The sequence below is a fragment of the Agarivorans sp. OAG1 genome (genome assembly GCF_037076485.1).
Classification (GTDB): domain Bacteria; phylum Pseudomonadota; class Gammaproteobacteria; order Enterobacterales; family Celerinatantimonadaceae; genus Agarivorans; species Agarivorans albus.
On sequence record NZ_AP028990.1, the window covers coordinates 1,112,355 to 1,133,840 of the forward strand.

A 21,486-nucleotide genomic window follows, 5' to 3' on the forward strand; every position below is an offset into this window, starting at 1 on the left:
AACTTTACGGAGTGACTTTTAAGCCAGATCAATTTGGTAAATTAAGCACTTAGGCTACACTACAGCCAATATGTAATGTGATCTCGATCTCCTTTTGTTCAGCTGAAAAGCTTTGCAGCCTTGCTGTTAAGACGCGGACTAGGGATAACTAGCACAGTTTTTTTAGAGTAAGCTAAACATGGCTAATCCAATTTCAGCACGCAAAGCTTGGGTAAAGGGTTCTTTACCATTGGCTGAGTATGCCGCTTCATGTAATCAAGCTCAGCTTCAGAGCTTATCTCCACAACTTCGTAATTTACGCCAAAATGGTGTAGATGCTTTGGTAGTGCCAGTGCATTGGCGCTACATAGCACCGTTTAGTGCCGAGCAATTAGATCAGGCAGAGTGCTGGGCGTCCCTTAAGCGCTTGTCTGCGCATTTGGTGTCGCATGGATTTAAGCTGCAATACCAGTTGTTCTTTTCTTCCGATAATCAGCAAGGCACAGAACAACGTCTTCCTGATTGGTTTTGGGGCTCTATGCTGGCGGCATTACCCAAAACTCAAACTGCCGATGCGATTAAGTACGTTAACCAATATGGTCGCGACAATACCCAAAGCCCAAGTTTGTGGGCTGAAGCTGGTTTGGTGGAAATGTTTAGCCACTGGATGGGCTGCTTTGCACAGCACATGGCTGAGTTTGCGCCGCGTTGTGATGCTTTGCTGCTGGGCTTAGGGCCTAATGGTGATGCATGTATTCCTTGGGGTGAGCGTGATGGTCAACCTATTTATCAAAGCTTTAGCCCAACGGCCTTGGCTGCTTTAGCCGAAGACATGCAACAGCAATATGGCTCGCAACAAGCTTGGTTGAGTTTGTGGGAGTTAAATGGCGATACACCTTGGCAAGAACAATTGGCCGAAACCCTTAGCCGTTGTTACAAGAACAAAACAAGTAATACCTGTTTTAAAGAGTTTAATGCATGGTATGCCAGTAATTGGCAAGCTTATGTGGGTAATGTGTTGGCAGTCGCTGAGCAGCAGTTTACGGATGCATGGTCACACAGCCAGTTGTGTTTAAACATTCCTATGCCAGAGCTTACCGCAAGCGATCATCCTTGGTTGGGTTGTTTAACCGGGATTAATCCACAGCCGTGGTTAGACCGCCCCCAATTACTTGATTATCAAATCGCTCAGCTAGAGTATTGGCATGTGCAAGCTGCCGGTCGTTTGTTGATTGTGGCCAGCGGCGCTGAATCAAGCCATGCAACTCGCGTTAATCAAGCCTTACTTACTGCAATGCGTAAGTTAAAAATACCGGCCTTGGTACAAAACTCTCAGCCACAGGCGTTGGCTAGCCATCCTGGCTGGGATCAGCTTTATCATTCGGTATTACACGGTAGCGGGTTTGAAGGCTGGATCTTTAATGATATGTCTCAGTTAAATGAGCAGGCCATCGTTAAAGGGCGTTTGTCGCAACTTAATAAGTTTAAGTATCAAATTGCCGAAACTAAGCAATTGGGTAAAAAGCAGTTCCGAGTAATGGGGCCTTTGCATCTTAAAGTTGCCAACCAAAAGCAATTGCTGGATGAAGAAAACTGGAAACAGTTTGAGGCGCAATTACGCCAGCTTCGTAGTATTGGTGTTACCGCCATTTCTACCGATATTTGGTGGGGCTTGGTTGAAGGAGACAAACCTGGCAAGTTTGATTGGAGTTACTACGACCGCGTAGTAAGCCTGCTTAAGCGTTTAGGTTTGCAATGGGTACCTATTTTGTCGTTCCACCAGGCGGGTGGCAATGTGAACGATGACTTTATGCAAGCCATTCCCCTTTGGTTGTGGGGCCGTTTGCTGGAAAGTAACGATCAGCTTAACTCGGTGCAAGATCTGCAATATGTATCGGAAACCGGCGATGCTTCTATGGAGTATGTATCGTTATGGGCCGATGAGTTTGTGATGCCTTACTACCAGCGCTTTATGGAAGCCTTTAAGCAGCATTATATTAACCAAGCTGGCTTGATGGATGAAATCAACGTAAGCCTTGGCCCTGCGGGAGAGCTGCGTTATCCAAGTTACAACGCCCACGACTGGGGTAATTACCCTAACCGCGGTACCTTGCAGTGTTACAGCCGCTTAGCAAAACAAGACTGGTTACGTTATTTAAAAGAGAAGTACCACAGTATTGCAGCGCTTAATGGCAGTTTTGGTTTTACTTGGGAAAGCTTCGAGCAAGCCGAAATTCCAGATGCAGATTGGTTATTTAGTCACAAGCGCTACATTCATAATGCGTGGGCGCGGGAGTTTTTAACCTGGTATCACAAAGCCTTGGTTGCTCATGGTCGACGCATTTTTGAAAATGCATTGAGTGTGTTTGACGATGATTCATTTGGCCAAGTGCCTATTGGCATTAAAATTCCTGGGATTCACTGGGTTGTAAGCGATCCCGAGCTGCCACGTGCAGCCGAGATTACCGCTGGCTTAATTGCAGTGCACCCAACTTTAAGCAGCAATAACCAGCAAGAGTACTTAGGTTTGCTTAAAGCCTTGTTGCCAGAAGGCAAGCAAGCGCGTGCCGCGATTCATTTCACTTGTTTAGAAATGATAAACAAAGACTATGAAGGTTATTCTCGCGCAGCTGATTTAGTGGACTGGATGGCCGATGCAGCAGACGAATGCCAAGTATCACTGATGGGTGAAAATGCACTTGCTGGTGAGTTATATGGCGAGCAGGGTTGGAAGCAAATGGCACGAGCGCTAACGCGCGCACCTGGCTACGATGGTTTAACCTTGTTAAGAATGCAAAACTTCTTTGATGATGAGCCAACGCCAATGCGTGAGCTAAGAAAGCTGATTAACCGCATTAGCTAATATATTGGTGATTCATATTGATTAAGCGCAGCGACTAAGCTGCGCTTTTTTATGCCTAGCGTCTGCTCAGCATTGGCGAGTGATTTTGCCAAACTTAAGTAATGAGGATGGTGACTATAAACACCAAAAGGCGAGATAGCTCGGTAGCCGTGTTTAGCGTAAAACTGGATGGCTTGAGTGTTTGAGTTACGGGTGGCTAAATTAATTTGTTGATAACCCAGAGTTACAGCGTATTGCTCTAGAGCTTGCAAAATAACTTTACCCAATCCAGCCTGATGCGAGTAAATTCGCTTCATTTCACAAATACCTGGTTGTAGATACCTAAAACCACCGCAGGCGAGGGCTACACCCTTACGTTTAACTAATAGAAATACTGCATCTTCAGCTAAGAACTCACTTTCATTAAAACATTCAACCGCGCTGTTTCCAGTTAATTTCATTAAGGAATCGGCTTGGGCTTTTAACAGTTGTTTGCTTTGTTCGCTGTTAGGATTTTCATGGCAAATTTCTATCATTGTTTTGTCAAAAATTTAATCAATACATAGACATAATTAGTGCTAGTCTTACTAACAAATGCTGCATATAGGTTAAAAACAAATGATATTTCCCTTACATTTTGAATGGATTTAAGTTCTGTTAATTTTGCATTTTGGGGTTTGTTTGTCTGATTTTTGCCGTTAGTTTGATTTAATCATCTATTGTTGGCGTTGGCTTTCACGTAAAGTGCGTCGCAATTAGAGCTTGGGAGGAATTATGATCACGATAGAGTTGCTGGTGGTATTAGCAGCCATATTTTTAGGTGCGCGCTTAGGTGGCATTGGAATTGGTTTTGCGGGTGGTTTAGGGGTATTGGTGCTTACTCTTGGCTTGGGTATGAGCCCCGGCACTATTCCCATTGAAGTGATCCTAATTATTATGTCGGTGATTGCTGCCATTGCTGCAATGCAGGTAGCTGGTGGTTTGCAATATTTGGTGAATATTGCAGAGCGGGTGCTACGAAGTAACCCTAAGCAAGTTACCTTTCTTGCGCCGATTGTTACCTACATTATGACCTTGTTTGCCGGCACCGGGCATACGGCATTTTCTACCCTTCCAGTGATCGCAGAAGTGGCTAAAGAGCAGGGCATTCGCCCATCACGTCCTTTAAGCATTGCAGTTGTTGCCTCGCAAATCGCCATTACAGCATCGCCGATTTCGGCGGCAGTGGTACTGATGAGCGGCATGTTAGAAGACAAAGGCGTTGGCTATATTAGCCTGCTACTTATTTGTATTCCTGCCACGTTTTTAGCTTGTATGGTGGGTGCCTTTGTTGCCCAGTTTATGGGGAAAGAGCTTAAAGATGACCCTATTTATCAAGAGCGTTTAGACCACGGTTTAGTGAGTCAGCGAGATAAACAAGGTGAAGCTTTACCGGCCAGTGCTAAGCGCTCAGTTCTTATATTTTTAGTGGCTATTGTAGCGGTAGTGTTTTACGCAACGGCAATTAGTGATGCGGTTGGCTTAATTGAAAACCCAAGTTTGCCACGTAATGAAGCAATCATGGTGTTTATGCTAACTGCGGCCACCGCCATTGCATTGTTTTGTAAAATTGATACTGGCGAAGTGCTTAATGCCGCAACCTTTAAATCGGGCATGAGTGCTTGTATTTGTGTATTAGGTGTAGCGTGGCTGGGCGATACCTTTGTATCAGGCCATTTAGATGAAATTAAAGCCTTGTCGGGTGGTTTGTTAGAAGATCATCCGTGGATGTTGGCGCTTATTTTATTTTTTGCCAGCATGTTGTTGTATTCACAAGCGGCAACCACGGCAGCCTTAATGCCTTCGGCCTTTATGTTAGGTGTTAGCCCAGAAGCGGCTATTGCTTCGTTTGCAGCAGTAAGTGCGCTGTTTGTATTGCCTACTTACCCAACCTTATTAGCGGCTGTAGAAATGGATGATACGGGCTCTACCCGTATTGGGAAATGGGTATTTAACCATCCCTTCTTTGTGCCTGGTGTCGCTACTATTACCAGTTCGGTGATACTCGGCTTTGTGTTTGCCGGCATTATTTTATAAGCGCTTAAGTTACGGCGTTTTGCTTATTCCAGTAAAACGCCATGGCGATTTGTTTCGGTAATTGCTTATTGAAAATATAAAGGTTTATGCTCTCTAAACGGTCGGCATGGCGCTTAATACAGGCCTTGCTGAGGGTGTGTAAACCGGCTAACCGCAACGCTTCTTAGATCCGTTGTTACCAAGGCTTTGTCATCTTACTTGGCGGCGGTGCAATAGCGAATATTTAGTAATAATGCTACTCAGGCTTACTTTGCTGCACTGCAACTATCGGGTAGATACCATATACTAGACTCCAACCACTCAAACTATCTTCTACACCGAGAGATTAATGGACGTAGAGCTACTCGAAGTTCGCAATTTTATTAGCCAGTACCCTCCCTTTGACCAATTGCCCGAAGAAGCAATTATCGAAGTCGCAAAAAGTGTTGAGATATCTTATTACCGTGCAGGCAATATGATTATCGAGTTTGGCGATAACATTCATGATCTCTTTATGATACGCAGCGGCGTGGTGGAAATTTATCGCCGCACTGGCGAGTTATATAACCGCTTAGATCAGGGCGGGGTGTTTGGACAAATGGGCTTGTTAACCAACAACAAGGTCCGTTTCCCTGCCAAGGCGATTAAAGACACACTGCTATATTGTATTCCCGAAAACATCTTTGAAGAGTTCTGTGAGCGTTACGATGTATTTGCCGACTTTGTGGAAGTTGAAGGTACTATTCGTTTACAGCAAGCGGTTGAAGATAACAGTGATGACGCCAACTCCTTAACCACATCAAAGGTTAAAACTATTCTTAGTAGCGAACCGGTGATGTTAGCGTCGACTACCTCAATTCAAGATGTAGCCAAAATTATGTCTGAAGAGAATGTCTCAGCCGCCTTGATTAATGACCCCAATTTGTCTGACGAAGGTGGTGAAAGCTTTGTTGGTATTATTACTCAGCGTGATCTTTGCGCCAAAGTAATCGCCCAAGGTTTAGATGTAGAAACTCAGGTCGTTGAGGTGATGTCTACCGAGCTTATTTCTTTAGATCACAATGCTTATATATTCGAAGCCATGTTGCTGATGCTGCGTTACAACGTGCATCACCTTCCTATTCTTAAGAACAAACAACCAATTGGTTTAATTGAAGTTAGCGATATTATTCGTTACGAATCGCAGAATAGTTTGTTGATTGTGAGCAGCATTTTTCAGCAAAACAGTATCGATGATTTAGTGCTGCTATCGCATCAACTTAAAGATTGTTTTGTAAGGATGATTAACGAAGATGCCAATTCACACATGGTGGGGCGAGCCATGTCGGAAATTGGTCGCAGCTTTAAGCAGCGCTTATTGGAGTTAGCGGAAGAAAAGCTAGGACCTCCGCCCGTACCTTATTGCTTTTTGGCTTTAGGTTCGATGGCGAGAGATGAACAGCTGATTGTGACCGACCAAGACAACGCGATTATTCTAGATAACCAATATGTCGAAGCGGAGCACGGAAAGTATTTTGAAGAGCTTGCGCGCTACGTATGTGATGGCTTGGCTGCTTGCGGTTATACCTATTGCAGCGGCGACATAATGGCGACAAATCCGGAGTACCGCAAAACGCAAAGCCAATGGGAAGAATGTTTCGCCGATTGGATTGATAATCCTAACCCGCAAGCATTGCTTAACTGTTCTATTTTCTTTGACCTTAACGGCGTGTATGGCAGACCCAAATGGGCTGAGCAGCTTAATGCCTTTATTCTTCGCAAGGCCAAAAAGAACAACCGTTTTCTGGCCTGTTTAGCCAGAAACGCCTTAAATCGCACGCCACCCTTGGGCTTTTTTAAAGATTTTGTGATGGAAAAAGATGGCCGCCATAAAAACTCAATTAACCTAAAACGACGCGGTACAGCGCCGCTGGCCGATCTTATTCGGGTACATGGCTTGGCTATTGGCTCGCAATCTCAGAACTCTTTCGACCGCTTAGAAGACATTATTGAGGCGGGAATTTTACCGCCTTCAAAAGGTAAAGACTTACAACATGCGATGGAGTTTATTTCTTTGGTGCGAATTCGCCACCAAGCCCTAGACATAGAAGCCAACCAAGAGCCTGATAATAATATTGAGCCGGAAAATATGTCTGACTTTGAAAGGCGAAATCTTAAAGATGCCTTTTTGGTACTAAGCAGCGCGCAAAACTTTCTCAAGTTTCGTTACACCGCTAACAGTATGCAGAACAGCTAATGCCGAATCTTAATCAGCAAGAAATTCTCAACTGGAAAGCCTTCTTTAAGATTAAAGCCTTAGAGAGCAAAGATAAGCGTTTGAGCAGTTTTTATAACGCCAGCACTTATCATGCTGATACCAAACTTAAAGACATTGAATTTGTTGCCTTAGATTTTGAAACCACCGGTTTAGATGCAAAAAAGAACAGCATTATTAGCATTGGTTTGGTGCCATTTACGCTGCAACGTATTGCCTGTAGAGAAGCAAAACATTGGTTTGTTACCCCAGAGGATAAACTTAAAGAAGACTCTATTGTGATTCACGGCATTACCCATTCCGACTTAAAAGGCGCACCCAGTTTGTTGCGGATTTTGGAGCAGCTACTAGATGAGCTGGCAGGTAAAGTAGTGGTTGTACACTATCGCAGAATTGAACGAGATTTTTTGCATCACACGCTACGCAGCTTGATTAATGAAGGCATTATTTTCCCGCTGGTGGATACCATGCAAATAGAAGCCGACATGTTAGCCGCTCAACCTAAAAAGCTAATAGATTTGCTAAGAAAACCGAAGCCTACATCTATTCGGCTGGCTAATACTCGTAGCCGTTATAACTTGCCGGTTTATCCGCCGCATGACGCACTTACCGACGCCATTGCTACCGCCGAATTGCTGCAAGCGCAGATCCATTATCACTTTAGTCCCGATACCCCCATCAACAAACTGTGGTTGTAAAAAAAGCCGAGTAGCATAGGCTTACTCGGCTTTTAGTTGTTAAGGCTTAGAAAGTCTTAACTGCGTTTTTCGGTACGTAGACCCATTAACAAGCTTACACACATCACCAGCAATATGATGGTGAATGGCAAGGCCGTAGAAATGGCGCCCGCCTGTAATGCTTGAATAGCTTCGGTGCCGCCAACCCAAACCAGCGCGGCAGCAATTGCGCCTTCAATGGTCGCCCAGAATACGCGCTGAGGAACCGGCGCATCCACTTTACCGCCCGAAGTAATGCTATCGATAACCAATGAACCAGAGTCTGAAGAGGTTACAAAGAATACCAATACTAAAACGATCGCTAGTAAAGATAAGATGCTGCCCATTGGCAAGGCATCAAACATTTGGAACATAGCTAAAGGCACTTCGGTTAAGCCGTCGGCGCCTAAGGTTCCAACTTTGTTGACGATTTGATCAATCGCAACGCCACCAAATACCGACATCCATAGAGTGGTTACTACCGTAGGTACGATTAGCACGGCAATGATAAACTCTCGGATAGTACGGCCACGTGAAATACGCGCAATGAACATGCCTACAAATGGTGACCAAGAAATCCACCAAGCCCAGTAAAACACTGTCCAGCCGTGCATCCACGCTGAGTCCTCACGACCAACAGGGTTACTTAGTGGAATAATGTTTTCGATGTAGCCCATAACGGTGGTTGGCACTGTGCCCATAGAAACCGCAAAGGTGACTAAGGCAACAAATACTACCAAGGCTGCCGCTAGCAACATGTTTACGTTACTAATGACTTTCACGCCGCCGTCAATACCACGAACTACCGATACCACGGCTAATAGTGTCACCAAGAAAATGATGCCTATTTGCAGCAGTAAGCCGTTATCTGCACCAAATACATGGTGGAAACCACTGGCGGCTTGTTGCGCACCTAAACCTAAAGAGGTTGCTAGGCCAAACAGCGTGGCAAGTACTGCAAGAATATCTACAACGTGTCCAGGCCAACCCCAAGTGCGATCACCCAAAATTGGGTAAAACACCGAGCGCATAGACAACGGTAGGCCTTTGTTAAAGGCAAAAAAGGCTAGTGATAGAGACACCACACCGTAAATGGCCCAAGGGTGTAATCCCCAGTGGAACATGGTGGCGCCAAGCGCTAATTTAGCTGCTTCTGGCGTATTGGCGGTAACATTTAGTGGTGTTTCGTACCAGCCTGTAAAGTAAGCAACAGGCTCGGCTACGCCCCAAAACATAAGTCCAATGCCCATGCCTGCGGCAAATAGCATGGCTATCCACGACATCATTGAGTAATCGGTTTTGGCGTTTTCACCACCTAGGCGTATTTTGCCGAAGGGGGATACCACCATTGCTAAGCAGAACAGCACAAATATGTTGGCTGACCACATGAATAGGCCATCAAATGCGCCGATAATTTGCCACTTTATTCCATCTAATGCGGCTTTTGATACGTCTGGATCAACCAGCAGTATGGCTATTAGGAACACACCGATTAAAGACGCGCTAATGCCAAAAACTGGGTTATGTACATCAAAGCCCCATTTTTGAACATTATCTTGTCCGACAGTGTAATCGGTATTATCAATACTGTATTTATCTTTGTTGGTAGTCATTCATCCTCATTTAGCACAACGTCCATGCGATTTTGTATGCCTACTGTACCTTAATAAGCATTAATTTTCAGAAACTAACTCAAAGTAAGCCCTTCTATTAGCTTAGTGTAGGTGTAAGTTAACAAGTAATTGATGAAAGTTTCATTTAGATGAGAGAAATCAAGCAGGATTCTATCAATTTGGTATTTGAGTATTATTCTTAGCCCCTAGTGTTTAAGGGTGTTTTTCCTTGGTTTTAGCCTCTACAATGAAGCACTAATTTGCTTCAGCCTGAGCAAGGCTTGGGCTTGAATATTACACTTTACTCTCTTAAGGAAGGGCGAATGCGTTTAGTATCGTGGAACGTAAATGGCATTAGAGCAGTGATGAAGAAAGACTTCATGGCTTCGCTAGAATCAATGCAAACCGATGTGCTGTGTTTACAAGAAACCAAAGCACAAGATGATCAAGTGCTTGAAGCCCTAAGTGAGCTAGAGGGATACCACATTTACAGTAACTCGGCGGTTAAAAAAGGTTACTCAGGTACTGCCATTTTAACTAAAGAGAAGCCGCTAAATGTTGAATACGACATGGGCATTGAGGAGCACGACCAAGAGGGGCGGGTAATTGCGGCTGAGTACGCCGAGTTTATTCTGGTAACGGTATATACCCCTAACTCTGGTAGTGAGTTAAAACGTCTTGATTACCGCCAGCAATGGGACGCCGATTTCCTCGCTTATCTAAAAGCTTTAGAAGCTCGCAAGCCGGTGTTGGTATGTGGCGACTTAAACGTGGCCCATAAAGACATTGATTTGGCTCGTCCAAAACCTAACTACAACAAAAGCGCTGGCTATATGCAGGCAGAAATTGACGGCATTGATAATCTAACCGCCGCTGGTTTTGTTGATACCTTCCGCTTAAAGAAACAGGACGAGGTTAAATACAGCTGGTGGAGTTACCGAGCCGGCGCACGTGGCCGAAATATTGGCTGGAGAATTGATTACTTCTTGGTGAGTGAAGCCTTTGCTGCTCAAGTTAGTGATGCTGACATTTTGAATGATGTTATGGGCTCTGACCACTGCCCTGTGCAAGTGGATGTTGCGCTTTAATTTTCCCCCGAACTAAATAAAAACGCTGCTTATTATAAGCAGCGTTTTTTGTTTTTACTTGGCGCTTTAGTTGAGTAAGCTTGTTTCTAGCTCAGCAAAGTACTCGCGGGCGTCTTTCATATCACGGTAGCGAGGGTAGCCGTCTTCATCCTCCCAATTGCATGAGCGCTTTACATATTCTAACCACATTAAGGTTTGTTGCTGTTGGTCTTTGATATAGCTAAGCACTGGCTGTTCAAGATGCTCTGGCGCTGGATAGTATTGCTTGAGTAGTTGATAAACAGCTTGTTCTCTGCGCAGCTGTTTAACCGAATTCAGATTACAGTACTTAAGTGCGTTTGGGCCAGAATCAGCCAACAGCTGTTTACCTTCGAGTTCATCGCTAACAACTACACTGCTTAGCTTAACCGTTTCTAGATCTAGCATCTTAGTTGAGGCTTGCGCTAACACTGTATAACTAAATGTTTCGGCTTGTACTGTTACTGGGTAGTAATTTAATGAGTGTCCTGGCATCAATAAACTGGCTTCCACCGTACTGTTTGCCTCCAGTAGGAATTCACCTTGCTGATTGGATTGTGTCGCCGCTTCCGGTGCAGAAGGGTAGTAAGCAGCAATACCACTTAAAGGGCTAAAGTTAGCGCTCTCACCTGGGGTAAATAACACTACCTTCCCTTGCACTTGTGGTGTGAGGTAAACGGTTTGAATGGTAGGTACACATGCTAACAATAATGAGCTCAAAGCCATTGTTGCTATAAGGCGAGTTTTGCCAGCAATCATTGCCATTACTTGTTCTCCAATTTCATTGTTAGCTAGGATTTATACACGGACAGCCACCGTTTAACTTGCATTTATAGCTCAAACTAGGCGAGTGTTACTGTTTAGCCGAAGCCTTCTGGCAGCGTTTGTGGCTTATTTCTAATGCGTTTTCAGCTTGTCATTTAGGCTTGCTACTCATTAAAGCTTTTGCCTTGTATATAAGCCGCAAAAATCAGCTCGAAAGGTCAACAGCCCCTAGTAAATGCGTTAAGCTAATCGTTCGCTTAACAGTAGCAGTTTTAGCCATGAAGAAGCCAATCCCCGACACCAAAAACTACGACATTGTTCCGCCTGATATGAATTACCTTTATTTTGAAGGCGCTAATCAATATCCGTTTCAGCCCAACAATACCGAGTTCTCAGAGGTAAATGCTTGGTGGTTGGCCGAATGTTCACTGCTTGCTTATTGTCACCCTGGTTTTGCTCGTATGGCTTTTAAGCTAGCTGGCTTTGAGCAGTTTACTTTTTTTGAGGGCACCGGCACAGAATGCATGGCAGCTGGAAATCGAGAAGCCTTAATCATTGCCTTTCGCGGCACAGAGCTTAAATCTTTGTCTGCCTTATACGAGTTAAAAACAGACTTAGACAGCATGCCTGTAGCTTTTGCAGAGGGTGGAAAAGTACATCAAGGTTTTGCCAAAGCGCTCGACGAAGTTTGGAGTGGCGAGCAAGGCTTACAGCAGTTTATTGAGCAGCAGATAGTAGACTTCCCAGACCGCACTATTTGGCTTACCGGACATAGCTTGGGTGGTGCTTTAGCAAGCTTATGTTTTGCTAAAGTGCCGCAAGCAACGGGTTTATATATTTATGGTTCTCCCAGAGTCGGTAATCAACAATTTATTGAGCAGATTAATCACCGGCCTATTTGGCGAGTAGAACACGCCAAAGATCCTATACCGATGTTACCGCCTAATTTGCCCGCGATAAGCTTTGGTTTTGAGGATGTTGGCGAGCTGGTTTACATTCACAGCAATCAGCAAATAGATTACCAACGACCGGAAAAGAGCCCTACCGAGTACAAAGCGCTTATTGTTAATACTTTTAAAGCTCAAGAGCAACGGCGTAAGAGCTTGAGTGTTGATCTTACCGAGATAAACCAGCACTTACTTGAGTCATTTAAAGAATGGCGAGATAACCTTAAACAGTGGCAAGCCGACAGCAAAATTAGTTTTACCGATCACATGCCCATCTATTACTGCGTAAAGCTTTGGAATAACTTACCAGAGTAAAATCACTTTGGGGCTAGTGGTTGGGGTAAATAAGGGAGCTTAGTTACCACTGGCTGCTCACCCGCATATCCAAGCCTAATCGCCAGTCTATGTGTGTGCTCGTTTAAGCAATATTGATCTTCAACAAGCTAGAGCCTCATTTGCGCTCGAGTGGCCACCTAAAGCATTAATTCCAACTATGATTAAAGTATCAATAACCTTTTGGTTTGAGAACTAAATGCTAAGGAGGCATCTAATGAGCACTCAAATTAGCAGTTTCATGGAAACCAATGTAATCGGAGTTGCGCTAGACGATTCGGTTGAAAAAGTATGCCAAGTATTAGATGACAACAAGCTTTGTTGTGTTCCGGTATTTAGCCCTGATGGCGCCATTTTTGGCGTAATTAGCGCGAGTGATTTGGTGCACTTTAGTACCCAGCGCGCTAATCCAAAGTTGGAACATGCTTGGGAATTGTGTACACATCGGGTGATAGAGGTTGCGCCTGATATTAGTATTCAGCAAGCCGCAGAAATTATGAGTTATGAAAAGATCCATCACCTTATTGTTACCGAAGGTTCGGCCTGTGTTGGCATTGTCTCTGCCTCTGATGTATTAAGTGCTTTCTTAAAAACAGAGTTTATCTAGTTACTCTAGTTATGGTTGAGAGAGTTCCTATCTTTGCTGGTGCCTGTATAGCAATAGGTAAACACTGCAATTAGTTTCATACATTTCAAGCTGCTCATAAAAACTTTGACTATTATAGAGTTGTTAGTGATTTTTTTATCACTAGGGCTTGTGGATGGTTTAATTTCAAGTCTCTTATGGATATTGCTTTAGTTAGCAATGGTAGTTAGTCACTAAGGAAGCGACTGTATGAAAAAATTAAGAATCGAAACTTATCAGCTAGATACCGGAAGCCTTTCTGACTCGGTCAATTTGCCCATATACATCGCAAAAACTCTATTTAAATGTTTACCGCCTAAATTGGCTGCTTATTTCTCCGATGACGCCGATAGCTTGGCAACCCTAAAAGCGTCGCTGCTGAGTCGCGATAGTTCTGGGGTGATCCTCGAAATAGAAGATATTGAAGACAATGAGCGTGTTGTATTTAAAGTGATTTAATTTAATGCTGATCATGAGACTTCGCATGCAGCGATTAAGGCCTAGTGACTTAAGTCGCTAGTGTTGGACTTGGCGCTCCACCCAAGTCGCAATTTGGTCAAGCGAGTTGTCGGCAAACATGCTTTTGCCAAAAAACTCAATCATTAAGATATGCGCGATTCCGGGGCTTTGAGTATTCCAAAACCAGGACTGCAATAGCCCATGACTGGCTCCAGAAAACTGCTTAATGCTTAGCAGCTCCGGATCGTTGTGGGCGAAGGCTTGGCGATAATGGTAAATGCTATCGTTGATATCTACATTAAGATCGTCTTGTCCAAAAGCTGCGAGAATAGGAATGTCTATTTGGCTTAACTCTGAGCTTGCGTCATTCATCCAGTTTTTTGCGATAAAACCGTAACGAGCTTCATCGTTAAACAAGCCCTCATTATAGTTGGGATCGCTTGTGAGCATATCTTGGTGTGCGCTTTGGTAAGCCGCGAAAGACAAGTTTTGTTTTACTGCTTGAGTGAGCAAGGAATCAGGTAGCGTTTTATAGAATTCTGGATTACTGCCAGTACCATTACTGATGCTGCGGTGGTATTGGCCTTGGCGCAACCAGTTAATCGCGGTGCCTACAAACACAGCGAAATCAACCTGATGCTGTTGATTGCTTATTTTAGGCAATACCCAGCCAGCTTGACTAAAGCCCATTAAACCGATGTGTTGCTGGTCGATAACTGCATTTTGCGTGCGTAGGTAGCTTATTGCATTTCTCACAATCTCCGCTCGTTCTTCCATAGAATGCTCTAACCAGTTTCCACTTGAACCGCCAACGCCGGGTTTATCCCAACTTAAAGTAGCAATGCCTCGTTTGGCAAACTCGGTCCATATCGGTTTGTAATAGCCATAGGCATCATAAGGCATCGCACCGTCGCCGTGTACTAGCACAACAACAGGGTAAGGCCCTGGAAGATTGGTGGGAGTAATTAGTGAGCCACTTATCTTAAGCTCACCAGAGGGGAAACTAATTTTCTTTTCATTAACTTGAGGTGAATCATCTAAGCAGGAAAATACCACCCCAATGATGAGGAGTAACAAACCATAGCGATAAATCGTTGATCTGCTCATGCTTTAATGTCCCTTGTTAAGCGCTTAGCTGCCTTACATTAAGTTAGTGATTATTATTATGAAACTAATACGCTAAATCTTTTGTATAGAACTGTCGTCTTCTTGTTTAAGCCGTGGCGAATATGTCAGCGTTTGTAGTGAGATTTGTTTAGTGAAACTTGCTTAGCGAGATATGTTGATAGAATAAAAAAACGCTGCAAAAGCAGCGTCTTTGATGCGTCAAAAGGCTAGAGTTATTTAACTCTACACAAAAAGCCTTTTAGGTAGTGACCTTCCGGGTAGGGGCCGCCAATTGGGTGATCTTCGGCTTGCTCTAGGGTTTTAAGAAACTGCATTTCTCGCTTGGCATCGATGGCTGCATCGGCCACGATTTTTTGGAACAAGCTAGTTGGCATAAGGCCAGAGCAGGAGTAAGTCAGCAATATTCCACCAGGACGTAACATCTGCATAGCAAGCATGTTGATGTCTTTGTAACCTCGGCTAGCTCGATTTAAGCTGGCTTTACTATCAACAAATTTTGGTGGGTCTAGCACTATCATGTCGAACTGCTCATCACAATCGCGGTAGGCGCGCAGTTGCTTAAATACATCGGCATTTAGCTGGGTTATTTTGCTAGCGTCTAAGTCGTTTAACTCAACGTTTTTGGCGGCTATCTCTAAAGCGGCGTCAGAGACATCTACGTTGACTACCTTTTTAGCGCCGCCAGCCAAGGCATAGGTGCCAAAGCCGCCGGTATAACAAAAACAGTTAAGTATTTTTTTGCCCTTGGCGAGCTGGCCAACCAGTTTGCGGTTATTGCGTTGATCAAGGTAGTAACCGGTTTTATGGCCGGTTTCCACGTTAATGAGTAGGCGCAAACCGTTTTCATTTATTTCCATTGGTTGAGCGGGTAGCTCACCATGAATCAGCCCTTGTTGAGGAGCTAAACCTTCTTTTTTGCGAACATCTACGTCTGAGCGCTCGTAGATAACATCATCTGGGTAGCAGTGTTTTAGCGCTTCAATAAGGTTGGCACGCTGAAACTCTGCACCAGCACTTAGCAGCTGCAATACCAATACATTTGCATAGCGATCAATGGTGATGCCTGGTAGGCCATCGTTTTCACCAGCAACTAAACGATAAGCGTCGGTATCGGCAAACTCACCGAGAATTTGTCGAGCCGCTTGAGCATCTTCTAAGCGGTCAATAAAAAACTGCTTATCAATTTCTTGCTGCTGTTCAAAGCTCCAAACTCGAGCTCTAATTTGCGATTCTGGCGAGTAGGCAGCAGTAGCCAGATATTTCCCTTCGGCGCTGTAAACTTCTACGGTTTCGCCAGAGAGTGGCTTGCCCGATACTTTATGAATGCCGTTTGAAAAAATCCAAGGGTGACGACGTAACAACGCTTTGTCGCGCTTGGCCTTAAGGGTGATGATGCCGCTCATGTTCTGCTTCCTAATGATTAATGCCGCGCATTATAAGCGCCATGCTTAGCAAAACCCAAGTATAGTCTGGCTTTATTACTCGTTGGCAGGTTTACTCGGTTTATTAGGCGATGAAAAAGCCAAGCAGAAGCTTGGCTATTTAGTGAGTTATTTTTGTCTGGGGTCTAGGGGCTGTTTATCTTTCACGAACAAAATTAGCCGCGAAAGATAAACAGTCCCTAGAGTTTACTCATGGCTTTGCCATTCATTTCTTTCTCTAGGCCGGTGTTGAGTGCCGAGCGCTGGCTGGTGCGTTTGCGGTAGGCCATGAGTTTTGTAGGCAATTGCTGCTGAAACGCCATTGCCCAGTTTAAGGTGTGGCACAGCAGTATATCGGCAACCGTAAATTGCTCGCCTAATAAATAACCTTCTTCTGGAACCCATTGTTCGGCAATGGCAGCCGCTTTGTTAAATTCCCAAGTAGCGGTTTCTAGCATCTCTGGCACGCGCAGTTCTTCAGGTAAAGCAAAGCGATGTTTGCCCATGTTCCACAAGGCTTGTTCTAATTCACAAATGGTAAAGCTTACCCAGCGGTGGTGCAGGGCAGCTTGGTCGCTACCTGGGGAGGGCAAAAAGTGCGGGCCGTATTTCTCGGCTAAATAAAGGCAAATTGCGGCAGATTCATTAAAGACTAGCTCGCCATCTTTTAATGCAGGCACTTTACCGCAGGGATTAATGCTTAAGTATTCATCGCTGTGGTGTTCACCAACTTGAAGGTTAAGATAGTGATAATTCCATTCAAGTTGTAACTCTTCCAGCATCCACGATACGCGCAAAGAGCGAGTGCGTGGCGAGCCATACAAAGTAATCATTCAAACTGTTCCTATTCAGCATTAGCAAGCATTGTATAATACCAATCGTACTAAATAACTGTTCATACTACCTGGTTAAAATACTCGATAACTGCGTTAGAATTTTTGATTGTAGAATAACTACTTATCGAAAAATCCTGCCTTATTCTCGAGTATTTTTCCTGCGCTATTTCTGAGCACTTACTTAGTGTGATTGGTATAAAGTAGTTGTTTGAACGCGACTACGCGAGCTTTTGTTGTTGGCAATTTGTCAGCGTTTTGAAGAGCTGCTGTGAAACTAAAGAGCTAATTCAAGCTTGGTTTCATAGTAATTTGGAATCGGTTCCGTTTTGCTTGTTTAAAGCTTGAGCATCTAAGATTTGGCGACCATGCTAGTTCCAAGGCGGGTTAGCAATATTGGAAACGATGGCAACGATTAAAGATGTGGCTAAGTTGGCGCAAGTAGGTGTGGGAACCGTATCTCGCTGCTTAGCTGGCAACGGCGGAGTGTCTGCCAAGGCTGAACAAAAGGTAAGCGAAGCCATGCAGCAGCTTAACTACCGGCCGAACAGCCTTGCTCGGGCTTTATCTACCCAGCGCTCCAACATTATTGGTGTTTGGTTACCTTCATTGTCCGGCCCTTTTTATCAGCACATACTACAAGCCATAGAGTTTGAACTGCGCTTGCACGACAAACACCTGATTATTGCCAATGCTGAAGAAGCAAACAGTAATGAAGAATATCTGCAGCACTTAGACTATTTAATTAATCGTGATTGCGATGGGGTGCTGATGGTGTGCCCAGAAATCGCCATTTCAGATCTGCTGATTGCTCAAGCTAATTACCCACCGCTGGTATTTATTAATCACTCCACCGATTTATTGTCTAAGCAGTCTTTTAGTGTTGATCATTATGCAGGTGGTTGTTTGGCAGCAAACAGCTTGTTGGCGCTAGGCCATAAGAACATTGCTTGTATAAGTGGCCGTTTAAGTGCCCAAGATGCGCAGCAGCGCCAGCAAGGTTTTGTGGATGAATTAGCCCGCCAAGGTCGGCCGATTAACCCGGAATTGTGTATTGAAGGAAGCTTTGATTTTGCCACTAGCCAGTTTGCAGTGCAGCAGCTACTGGATAAACAGTTGCCTTTTGATGCACTGTTTTGTGGTAGCGACAAAGTTGCCTTAGTGGCTTTATCAATCTTGCAGGGGGCTGGCATAAAGGTGCCGCAACAGGTTTCGGTATTGGGCTACGATGATGTCGATTTTGCCGCAGTCGCCTCACCACCTCTTAGCACGATTGCCATTCCTATCAAACAAATGGCGACAGCCGCTAGCAGGCAAGTACTCAATTTAGCTTACGACTTAACACTCACTATTCCCAGCGTGTCTGAGCCGCGTTTTATTGCGCGAGCGAGCACCCAAGCATCCCCGTATCTTAAGGTTAAAGAAGGCTAAGCTTATGGCGAAGTTTATAGAAGATGGAACACGTTATCACTTAGAAGACCCTTGTATTGCGCCAAACAGCGCGGCTTATTTGTGGAATAAAAAAATGATGTTGCACATGAACTGTCGTGGCTTTGCGGTTAGCCAATATATGGATCCCGAACCTCGCAAATATGCTCATGTGCCCAATTTAGCTGCGCAAAGCTTTATGCAACCTGAGCAGCCTTATTTTAGTCATCATCCTGGGCGTTTTTTCTACTTGCGAGATAATCAAACTGGCGAGATGTTTTCTGCTCCCTACGAGCCAATGAAAGTGGACTTAGACCGCTTTGCTTTTGAGCCGGGCTTGGCTGACATTCGCTGGGTGGTAGAAAAGCTTGATATTGAGTTAAGTATAAGGCTTAGCCTTGCAGTTGATGCAGTGCTAGAGAGTTGGCAAGTCACTTTGCGAAACCTAAGCTCGCAGCGCCGAGACATTTCTTTAATACCCTATTTCCCAGTGGGTTACGCCTCGTGGATGAACATGGGCGGGCAATATGATGCTGAGCTTAATGCGATTGTTTGCAGTAGTGTAACTCCTTACCAAAAAGTAACTGATTATTTCAAAAATCAGCACTTCAAAGATCTTACCTTTTTGTCTGCCAGCCGACTGCCTGATTTCTATGAAGTTTCACAACAGGCTTTTGAAGGAGAGGGCGGTTTACATAACCCCAGTGCTTTGCAGCAAGGTGGAAACTTAAATAATGGCGAAGCGCATTATGAGCTGCCAGCGGCGATTATGCAGTTTCAATATAATTTACCGGCCAAGGGCAGCGATGTGCTTAATCTTAGTTTTGGTCCGGCGAAAGATAAGGCCGAAATTAAGCAACTCAACCAGCAGTATTTGTACGCCGAGCTAGAGCCTCAACGCCAAGCTAGCGAAGCCTATTTTGCTCAGGCCAAAGGCTGTATTTCCATAGAGACGCCCGATCAGCAGTTTAATCACTTTGTTAACCATTGGCTGCCTAGGCAGGTGTTTTATCATGGTGATAGTCAGCGTTTAACGACCGATCCTCAAACCCGTAACTATTTGCAAGATGCCATGGGCATGGTTTACCTCAAACCAGAAGCCTGTAAACAGGCATTGCTAACCGCGCTAAAACAGCAAAAGTTCTCAGGTGAGATGCCCGACGGCATTTTGTTAAGCGAACAGGCGGAGCTTAAGTACATTAACCAAGTGCCCCATACCGACCACCCCGTTTGGCTCGCCATTGTGTTAAACGCCTATCTTCAAGAAACCAACGACTATAGCTTGCTACAACTTAGGCTTTGTTGGGCAGATAACCCACTCGAGCAAAGTGTATTTGAGCATGTTAGCAAGGCGATGCAATTTTTGTGTGAGGCCAAAGATGAACGTGGTTTGCCTTATATCGCCCAGGGGGATTGGTGCGACCCAATGAACATGGTGGGCTATCAAGGCAAGGGCGTGTCGGGTTGGTTAGCCGAAGCCATTTCTTATGCCTTACAACTGTGGGTGCCTGTGTGTGAGCACTTAGGCGAAGCTGCCTTAGCTCAAGCCTTTCGCCAATATGCAGAACAATTAAACCAGCGCATTAATCACTATTTTTGGGATGGCGCATGGTATGGGCGCGGCATTACCGATGCAGGGAAGTTATTTGGCATAAGCAGCGATAAGGAAGGGCGAATATTTCTTAATGCCCAGAGCTGGGCAATGTTATGTGGGGCTGCCAGTAATGAGCAAAAAACGCAGATGCTGCAGGCCATTGATGAGCAGTTAGACACGCCGTTTGGCGTAATGATGAGTGCGCCTGCCTTTACCGAAATGCGCGATGATGTTGGTCGAGTTACTCAAAAGTGGCCGGGCAGTGCCGAAAATGGCTCGGTGTATAACCATGCAGCAGCGTTTTACGCGGCTTCTTTGTATGCCTGTGAAGAAGGGGAGCGGGCATTTGATGTATTGCGCAAAATGCTGCCAAGCAATGCAGCAGACGAATTGAAAGTGCGTGGGCAATTGCCCATTTATTTACCTAACTATTATCGCGGCGCTTATTACCAATACCCACGCACTGCTGGGCGCTCAAGTAACTTGTTTAATACTGGTACTTGCGCTTGGTATTATCAATTAGTGGTTGAGCAGTTATTTGGCCTACGTGGTACGCCACAGGGCTTGCTGCTTCGGCCGCAGCTGCCAAGTGATTGGCCTAAAGCCTCGGTGGTTCGAGAGTTTAGAGGGGCAAGCTTTGATGTCCAATACCAACAACTTAGTGGAGGCGGTGCCAAGCCTATAAGCGCAAAACAGCTATTGAGTGCTGATGAAGCTAAGCTCACCATTATTCAGCTGGCCGATGGTAAATTGCTGCTTAGTGGTTTCGTGGCTGGCGAACGGTATCAGATAAGGGTAATACAGGCACTAGAAGACAAGGCCAGCCAAGCCGCTGCTGAGAGTGCCTTAGTATGAATGCTGAACAGGGTATGGTTTATTACATTATGGGAGTTTCCGGCTGTGGCAAATCTAGCATTGGTGAAGGGCTGGCAAACTATCTGCAAGCTGAGTTTATTGACGGAGATACGCTACACCCTCAAAGCAACATAGAAAAGATGCGCAGTGGTCTTGCACTAAATGATGAGGACCGTAAGCCTTGGCTGGCGAGCATAGTGGCTAAAGCTGATGCTATTAGCCAGCAACGAAAAACGGTAGTCATTGTTTGTTCTGCATTAAAGAAATCTTACCGAGATCTATTGCGCCAAGTAAGCAATAAAGTGGTGTTTATCTACTTAAAAGGTGAACAAACTCTAATTCAGCAAAGGCTAGAGCGGCGCAGTAATCATTTTATGCCACAGCACTTATTAGCTAGCCAATTTGCCACCTTAGAAGCCCCTTCTTCTGCCGAAGCTGATGTTATTCCGATTGAAATTGACGCTAACCTAGAGCAGGTACTAGCACGTTGTATTAATAGTATTAGTCGCAAGCCTGCGCTTAATTGAGGTTGA

17 protein-coding genes are annotated in these 21,486 nt (G+C 44.8%); 11 read left to right on the top strand and 6 right to left on the bottom strand.

What is annotated here, in order from left to right:
• The first annotated feature begins 178 nt into the window (after positions 1-178).
• Positions 179-2,842 carry a family 14 glycosylhydrolase gene (locus OAG1_RS05175; RefSeq protein ID WP_338624567.1) on the top strand — a complete coding sequence of 888 codons (2,664 nt, stop codon included), beginning with the start codon at positions 179-181 and terminating at the stop codon, positions 2,840-2,842.
• Here the strand turns inward: OAG1_RS05175 and OAG1_RS05180 are convergent.
• A complete protein-coding gene (locus OAG1_RS05180) occupies positions 2,839-3,282 on the bottom strand; it encodes a GNAT family N-acetyltransferase (RefSeq protein ID WP_338624569.1) in 444 nt (147 codons plus the stop codon). The two genes, OAG1_RS05175 and OAG1_RS05180, sit on opposite strands and share 4 nt — an antisense overlap.
• A gap of 313 nt (positions 3,283-3,595) precedes the next feature.
• Between OAG1_RS05180 and OAG1_RS05185 the strand changes: the two genes are divergently transcribed.
• From OAG1_RS05185 to OAG1_RS05195, 3 genes are all read left to right on the top strand, one after another.
• Positions 3,596-4,897, top strand: coding sequence for an anaerobic C4-dicarboxylate transporter (locus OAG1_RS05185; RefSeq protein ID WP_338624571.1), 1,302 nt, complete (start codon positions 3,596-3,598; stop codon positions 4,895-4,897).
• A 328-nt stretch (positions 4,898-5,225) separates the two neighbouring features.
• Complete coding sequence (locus OAG1_RS05190) at positions 5,226-7,112, top strand: DUF294 nucleotidyltransferase-like domain-containing protein (protein ID WP_338624573.1); 1,887 nt, start codon at positions 5,226-5,228, stop codon at positions 7,110-7,112.
• Positions 7,112-7,828 carry a 3'-5' exonuclease gene (locus OAG1_RS05195; RefSeq protein ID WP_152781984.1) on the top strand — a complete coding sequence of 239 codons (717 nt, stop codon included), beginning with the start codon at positions 7,112-7,114 and terminating at the stop codon, positions 7,826-7,828. The genes OAG1_RS05190 and OAG1_RS05195 overlap by 1 nt, the downstream gene beginning before the upstream one ends.
• Positions 7,829-7,884: 56 nt before the next feature.
• Here the strand turns inward: OAG1_RS05195 and OAG1_RS05200 are convergent, their stop codons facing one another.
• Entirely contained in the window at positions 7,885-9,459 is a 1,575-nt protein-coding gene (locus OAG1_RS05200) for a BCCT family transporter (RefSeq protein ID WP_016402966.1), read from the bottom strand.
• A 323-nt stretch (positions 9,460-9,782) separates the two neighbouring features.
• On the opposite strand from OAG1_RS05200, the gene OAG1_RS05205 reads away from it, so the two are divergent.
• Positions 9,783-10,547, top strand: a complete 765-nt coding sequence (locus OAG1_RS05205) for an exodeoxyribonuclease III (protein ID WP_152781982.1) — start codon at positions 9,783-9,785, stop codon at positions 10,545-10,547.
• A gap of 66 nt (positions 10,548-10,613) precedes the next feature.
• Here the strand turns inward: OAG1_RS05205 and OAG1_RS05210 are convergent, their stop codons facing one another.
• A complete protein-coding gene (locus OAG1_RS05210) occupies positions 10,614-11,330 on the bottom strand; it encodes a hypothetical protein (protein ID WP_338624582.1) in 717 nt (238 codons plus the stop codon).
• Between the two features lie 278 nt (positions 11,331-11,608).
• On the opposite strand from OAG1_RS05210, the gene OAG1_RS05215 reads away from it, so the two are divergent.
• The 3 genes from OAG1_RS05215 (at position 11,609) to OAG1_RS05225 (ending at position 13,694) form a co-directional block, all read left to right on the top strand.
• Complete coding sequence (locus OAG1_RS05215; RefSeq protein ID WP_338624584.1) at positions 11,609-12,592, top strand: hypothetical protein; 984 nt, start codon at positions 11,609-11,611, stop codon at positions 12,590-12,592.
• Positions 12,593-12,827: 235 nt separating this feature from the next.
• Complete coding sequence (locus tag OAG1_RS05220) at positions 12,828-13,217, top strand: CBS domain-containing protein (protein ID WP_016402962.1); 390 nt, start codon at positions 12,828-12,830, stop codon at positions 13,215-13,217.
• 228 nt (positions 13,218-13,445) lie between these two features.
• Positions 13,446-13,694, top strand: coding sequence for a hypothetical protein (locus tag OAG1_RS05225; RefSeq protein WP_016402961.1), 249 nt, complete (start codon positions 13,446-13,448; stop codon positions 13,692-13,694).
• Positions 13,695-13,751: 57 nt separating this feature from the next.
• Here the strand turns inward: OAG1_RS05225 and OAG1_RS05230 are convergent, their stop codons facing one another.
• The 3 genes from OAG1_RS05230 to OAG1_RS05240 form a co-directional block, all read right to left on the bottom strand.
• Positions 13,752-14,801 carry an alpha/beta hydrolase gene (locus tag OAG1_RS05230; RefSeq protein WP_338624588.1) on the bottom strand — a complete coding sequence of 350 codons (1,050 nt, stop codon included), beginning with the start codon at positions 14,799-14,801 and terminating at the stop codon, positions 13,752-13,754.
• 233 nt (positions 14,802-15,034) lie between these two features.
• Positions 15,035-16,225 (bottom strand): class I SAM-dependent methyltransferase, encoded by a 1,191-nt coding sequence (locus tag OAG1_RS05235; protein ID WP_338624590.1) that lies wholly within the window; start codon positions 16,223-16,225, stop codon positions 15,035-15,037.
• Positions 16,226-16,443: 218 nt separating this feature from the next.
• On the bottom strand, positions 16,444-17,076 hold the full coding sequence (locus tag OAG1_RS05240) for a glutathione S-transferase family protein (protein WP_338624592.1): 633 nt from the start codon (positions 17,074-17,076) through the stop codon (positions 16,444-16,446).
• Positions 17,077-17,481: 405 nt separating this feature from the next.
• On the opposite strand from OAG1_RS05240, the gene OAG1_RS05245 reads away from it, so the two are divergent.
• The 3 genes from OAG1_RS05245 to OAG1_RS05255 are packed head-to-tail and all read left to right on the top strand — an operon-like array spanning position 17,482 to position 21,480.
• Positions 17,482-18,507: a LacI family DNA-binding transcriptional regulator gene (locus tag OAG1_RS05245; protein ID WP_338624593.1), complete on the top strand. Its 1,026-nt coding sequence runs from the start codon at positions 17,482-17,484 to the stop codon at positions 18,505-18,507.
• 4 nt (positions 18,508-18,511) lie between these two features.
• A complete protein-coding gene (locus OAG1_RS05250; RefSeq protein ID WP_338624595.1) occupies positions 18,512-20,953 on the top strand; it encodes a glycosyltransferase 36 in 2,442 nt (813 codons plus the stop codon).
• Entirely contained in the window at positions 20,950-21,480 is a 531-nt protein-coding gene (locus OAG1_RS05255; RefSeq protein WP_338624597.1) for a gluconokinase, read from the top strand. The genes OAG1_RS05250 and OAG1_RS05255 overlap by 4 nt, the downstream gene beginning before the upstream one ends.
• Positions 21,481-21,486: the final 6 nt, after the last annotated feature.